We start from the raw sequence: 5,760 nt of genomic DNA, 5'->3' as shown, positions 1-5,760 counted from the left end.
ACGAATCCATAGCCATTGCGGTTATGAATCACCAAATCAATATGAGAATAATTATTATTCAAAACATTAGAATTTAAAATTTATCTATTTTATGAGTCCTTTTTCTTGACGTAGTACCAATGCCTACAAAATAAAAGACTAGAAGTTAAATTTAAGCAACCTCTAGTCAATATGTTTATTTAGTGAAGAGAAGAACGATACATTAATAGTCGTAGCTATCAATCGTTGTTTACGAGCTTACCTTATGGATGTCTCAAGTTATAATGATTAACTTCTCTTCAGTGATATGATATCACTTCTAGATAAAATAAAAAACTAGAATTATTACTTGAATAACTTCTAGTTCTATAATACGAAAGAGAACCTCAGTTCCCTTATATAAGAAGTGCTACCATCTTAAACACAAATACTACAACCAACAAAATCCCAATCCACTTAATGAACTTAAATGCGACTTTGATTACAAAATAAATTAAGGCTATTGAAACCACAAAACCAAGAATGTCTGACATCTTTCAACCTCCAATTTACCAAATATTTTAATTGATTTTTACCTTCCTTTCAATACTAGCCTTTGATATAATTTAAGTTACCAATAAAACAAGGAGTGATACAATGCGAACACCAGACTTAAACTGGATCAAAGATCCACGCGTCTTTCAAGTAAATAGACAACACGCTTATAGCGACCACATATATACAATTGGAAAGGATAAAAAGCCAAGCTCATTCTCACTAAATGGAACATGGAAATTCAACCTTTCAAAAAATTATGATTCATGCTTTAAATTCTTCTATAACACAGAATTTAATGACTCCAACTGGAACGACATCCAAGTACCCGGACACATCCAACTCCAAGGATTCGATAACCCCCACTATACAGACGTTACCTACCCTTGGGATGGGCATGACGTGGTAAAACCAGGACAAATTGATATGGACAAAAACAAAGTTTACCAATACCGTAAAACATTTGATTGTCCACAAGACTTTATGGGAAATAAACTCATTCTATCCTTTGAAGGCGTAGAATCCAATATCTACGTATGGCTAAATGGTAAATTTATCGGATACTCCGAAGATTCCTTTACCCCAAGCCGCTTTGACATTACAAAATACACACAAGAAAAAGATAACGTGCTATGCGTACGCATCTTTCAAAAATGCACAGGCACATGGCTAGAAGACCAAGACATGTGGCGCTTTAGCGGTATCTTTAGAGATGTTATGATCTATAAACAACCTAGTCTTCATATACAAGACTTAAAAATAGATACAGACATTGATCTAGACACAAATAAAAGTGTTCTTAGTTGTGTTTGTAAAATGAGTAGTAATGAATCCCATACACTACAAGCCAAACTATACGATCCACAAGGAAACATCGTATGGAATGGCAATATGCAAGATACATTTGAAATCCCTGTAGAAAACACATGTCTATGGAGTAGTGAATTTCCAAATCTTTATCAATTAGAATTAGTATTATATGACACAAACAACGAAATCATAGAATCCATTCAAGAACAGGTAGGCTTTAGAAAATTCACGCTTGAATATGGCATTATGAAACTCAACGGAAAACGAATTGTATTCCACGGCATCAATCGCCATGAATGGAATCCAAAAACCGGAAGATGTTTATCTCAAGATCAAATGGAAGAAGACATCCACATGTTAAAATCACTAAACATCAACGCCATAAGAACATCCCACTATCCAAACAACAGCTATTGGTATAAACTATGCGACCAATACGGAATCTACGTCATTGACGAAATGAATCTAGAAACCCATGGAGCTAATGACATCCTTCCACAAAATAAAACCGAATGGACTGATTGCCTATTAGACCGTGCTAGAAGCATGTATGAAAGAGATAAAAACCATGCCTGCATCTTAATGTGGTCACTTGGAAATGAATCAGGAAGTGGATCCAACTTTATGATCCTACACGACTACTTCAAAGAACAAGACCCATCAAGACTTGTCCACTATGAAGGCATCACACAAGATCGAACATTCGAAAACGCATCCGACATTGAATCTAGAATGTATACATCTCCAGAAAATGTGAAAGCCTATCTAGAAAGCCATCCAATGAAACCATTTATGCTATGTGAATATATGCACGCCATGGGAAATAGTCTTGGAGGCATGGAAGAATATACCAACCTAGAAGACGAATACGAACAATACCAAGGCGGCTTTGTATGGGACTATGTAGACCAAGCCATTTTAAAAGACGGACAATACTATTATGGACAAGACTTCGACGACTATCCTAACGACTCCAACTTTTGTGGAGACGGCATCCTTTTAGCCAATCGAGAAGAAACCGGCAAAAGCCAAGAACTAAAACAACTCTATCGCTATGTCGACATGGAAATCCATTTCGATTCCGTAACAATCCGAAACAAAAACCTATTCTATGACCTAAGTAAAGACACCTTTATTTTTGAATTGAAACAAAACGGACTCGTTATTCAATCCGGCATCTTTAAAACAAGCGTAGAACCAGGCACCACAAAAACAATGCCCGTACAATTTAAACAAATCAATACCCCAGGCTATTACACAAAAACCATCTACTACAAAACACCATTAGGCATTCAATCCTTTGACCAACAAGTCTTTGAAGTCAAACAAGACCACCCCAAAGAAAAAGCCATGCTCGTAGTAGAAGGAAAAGAAACCATTGGCATTCAATTTATCGATACTGAATACTTATTTGACAAACGAAAAGGTTTAGTATCCATTCAAGTAAATGATGAAGAAATACTCAAACAAGCACCAAAGCCACTCTTCTACAGAGCTTTAACCGACAATGATCGTGGTGCCAAACAAACCTATGCCAACTGGCTAAATGCCAGCCTATTTCAAAATGTAGTCGGCTTTAAAATGATACGAAACTCCAAATGCGCACAAATGATCTATACAATACAACTTGAATCCATTGAAGAAGAATGTAAACTCGTCTACACAGTCTACAACAATCAAAGTATACAAATCCAGTTGCACCTAGACAAAAACTCACAAAGACAAACACTACCACTCTTTGGAATCGAATTTGCTCTAAAAGAAGAGTTCAAAAACTTCGCCTACTTTGGGAAAGGCGAAAAAGACACATATATAGATCGAGACCATGCTCTAACCGATTTCTACTTTGAAAACGTAGACACAAACTACATTCCATACTTAAAACCACAAGAACACGGTAACCACACAGACTGCAAATGGTGCAGCCTATCCAACGACACCATTCAAGTAAACATCAAGTCAGAAAAAATGGAATGCATGGCAAGCAAGTATTCCTTTATGCACCTATATAATGCCAACCACACATTTGAACTTCCACAAACCAACACAACCCATCTAAGAATCACAAAACAACAAATGGGCGTAGGCGGAATCAACAGCTGGGGTGCAAAAGTGCAACCACAATACTTAATTGACCAATCTAAAAACCTAGACTTTACATGTACACTCTATATTTCAAAGAAAGATTGATAAAAGAGAGCTGTAGTTTTGACTACAACTCTCTTTCTTTATGCATCCATTCTATACTGAACCAATCCATGACCATCACAAATCTCAACACGCGCCATGGCACCATTTACTACATACATATGCGGATATGTATGTCCAATATCCAGCTGAAATACAACATCTATATCAGGTAGTGCCTTTTTAAAAGCCTGGTCATACCCAATTAAATCCGAAACATTCTTAAACAATACACGACCCACCAATATAGCCCTTGTATATTTAAAATACCCCATATACTTCATCTTCAATAAAGCACGATACACGTCACATGAATTCATTGAAAAAATATCAAAGAACCAAATAATCCCATCCAACTTATATCGTTCATTAAAAACTTCTACAAAGTCATAAGGCGTGCCCGCCATATCATTTATACTCTCAAAACAACCACCAAGTAATCTACCCACTACACTACAATTACCCACATATTCTGTCTTTGTGTTAAGTATTGGAGCTCCATCATTATAAAAATCAACATCCTGATGCAGAGAACTTGAATGTAGTTCACCATTCTTTCCCTTTAAAAAATCAAGACACAAACTTGAATACTCATTAATACCATATTCATCAAAACTACCCGCATTAAACCCATACACCGTAGCCAAATCACACTTACAAGTTATGGGAAACAATAAATTTGTAGGATCACTCGCACCCAAATACCACTTAGGATTCTTTTCAATCCTATCAAAATCAATATATGGCAACGTCTCAAACTGAAAATCACCACCCGCAGCCAACCATACAGCTCCAACACTAGAATCATTCACCAACGAATTCAATTCATCAACACGAGTTTTGGCATCAATACTTGGTTCACTATTATTACGAACACTAGCTGTTTCAACAATATGAAACCCATTGGATTGAATATACTCTATAGACGCATCAAAACTATCTAGCTTATGCCCTACACCACTCGACATAGCACAAACACCAATCGTATTATACTTCTCATTTAAAAACTTAGGATATTTCATACACAAAAAAACCTCCACACCCATTATAAAGGAAAAACGACAAGACACAAAGTCCTGCCGCATTTCCCATAGTTTTAAGATAGAAAGGAAGTTTCATGTATTAGCACTCAATACATCTTTATTATAATCCCTATACAACCATTTGTCTTTGTACTTTTTAGTGAATTTGTATTAAAATCAGTCACAAACTAACATCTTTCAATACTAAATACTGCTTCTAACATAGATTCTCTAAACGAACATCAATAAGAAAACCATTAACATGAATTGCGATATTCAAATTACCATACTCGCTTCACTTTGTTTCTTAATATTACTATCTACACGAACACTAAAGCTTATTGTATCCATACTCATTTATATGGATGTCAATACAAGAAGATAGCCTTAGCCTTAATAATATATTGTGTAAAATACGATTGATGGTAGAAATACCAAAAACGGTGTACCCTACCAAAACCAAACGGAAGGTGATTGGAAACGTCAGCCTGGAACCGGCTAAAAACAATGAGGACTCGGTATGATGTTCAGGCTCACAAATCAAATTTAGAGCTTTTACTCTTTTTTTATCCAATATGGACAATCTCAAGCTAGTGTTTCTTCATTATCTTAAAAAAATTTGTTTTCAATGTATACTCACTCTTTCAATACCTTCAATGCTTCCTCTACATCAGAGTATCGTTTTACAAAAGGATCACGCACAATACGTTCAGCCTCCAACATAGCCGCCATTGTCTCCTTGTTTACATCAAAAGGAAAACCACCTACACAAAGAGACTTATAAAGAAACACATTGATTGCAGTATTCAAATCAACACCTAATTCACCATACATGGCTTCACATTGTTTTAAAATATCACTATCTACACAAATATTGAAACTTGTTGTATTATCCATAATATTAGCTCCTTTACATTTAAATTTTCATTGAATTATGCTATACAATTAAGATAAAGGTAATACTACACTACCCCAATGTCATTAAGTTAAGCTAACGGGATAGTGACAGTGATAAATTCTTATTAAGTTAAGCCTGGATACAATTCTATATTCAGGCCTTTACTTACGTTACAGTTAAAAATGTGGTATTTAAGGTATGACGAAAAGGCAAATTTTTGCACTTCAAAAAAATTTGCCTGTGACTCATATATGAAATATAATCAATGTAGCGCTATGATGCTTTTGTATTAAATGGTATAGCCGATTTAGGTTTCATATTGCGCTGATA

The 5,760-nt window shown here is 35.4% G+C and carries 4 protein-coding genes; 1 reads left to right on the top strand and 3 read right to left on the bottom strand.

Annotated elements, in window-relative coordinates; all coding sequences use genetic code 11:
• Nucleotides 1–374 precede the first annotated feature (374 nt).
• Nucleotides 375–512: a hypothetical protein gene (locus H8911_RS11605; RefSeq protein ID WP_186999770.1), complete on the bottom strand. Its 138-nt coding sequence runs from the start codon at nucleotides 510–512 to the stop codon at nucleotides 375–377.
• Between the two features lie 103 nt (nucleotides 513–615).
• On the opposite strand from H8911_RS11605, the gene lacZ reads away from it, so the two are divergent.
• Nucleotides 616–3,513: a beta-galactosidase, LacZ type gene (gene lacZ, locus H8911_RS11600; RefSeq protein ID WP_186999769.1), complete on the top strand. Its 2,898-nt coding sequence runs from the start codon at nucleotides 616–618 to the stop codon at nucleotides 3,511–3,513.
• A 38-nt stretch (nucleotides 3,514–3,551) separates the two neighbouring features.
• Here lacZ and H8911_RS11595 read toward each other — a convergent pair whose 3' ends face one another.
• On the bottom strand, nucleotides 3,552–4,532 hold the full coding sequence (locus tag H8911_RS11595; protein WP_186999768.1) for a S66 family peptidase: 981 nt from the start codon (nucleotides 4,530–4,532) through the stop codon (nucleotides 3,552–3,554).
• A gap of 636 nt (nucleotides 4,533–5,168) precedes the next feature.
• Entirely contained in the window at nucleotides 5,169–5,429 is a 261-nt protein-coding gene (locus H8911_RS11590) for a type II toxin-antitoxin system RelB/DinJ family antitoxin (protein WP_186999767.1), read from the bottom strand.
• Between the last annotated feature and the right edge of the window lie 331 nt (nucleotides 5,430–5,760).

It is taken from the genome of Holdemanella hominis (assembly GCF_014306155.1).
GTDB lineage: Bacteria > Bacillota_I > Bacilli_A > Erysipelotrichales > Erysipelotrichaceae > Holdemanella > Holdemanella hominis.
The sequence above is the reverse complement of the archived record's forward strand: the minus strand, read 5'-3'. Positions and strand labels throughout refer to the sequence as shown.

Bases quoted from the DNA above. Each gene is read 5' to 3' on its own strand.
- H8911_RS11595 (WP_186999768.1), bottom strand. From the start codon at position 4,532: ATGAAATATCCTAAGTTTTTAAATGAGAAGTATAATACGATTGGTGTT.
- lacZ (WP_186999769.1), top strand. From the start codon at position 616: ATGCGAACACCAGACTTAAACTGGATCAAAGATCCACGCGTCTTTCAA.
- H8911_RS11605 (WP_186999770.1), bottom strand. From the start codon at position 512: ATGTCAGACATTCTTGGTTTTGTGGTTTCAATAGCCTTAATTTATTTT.
- H8911_RS11590 (WP_186999767.1), bottom strand. From the start codon at position 5,429: ATGGATAATACAACAAGTTTCAATATTTGTGTAGATAGTGATATTTTA.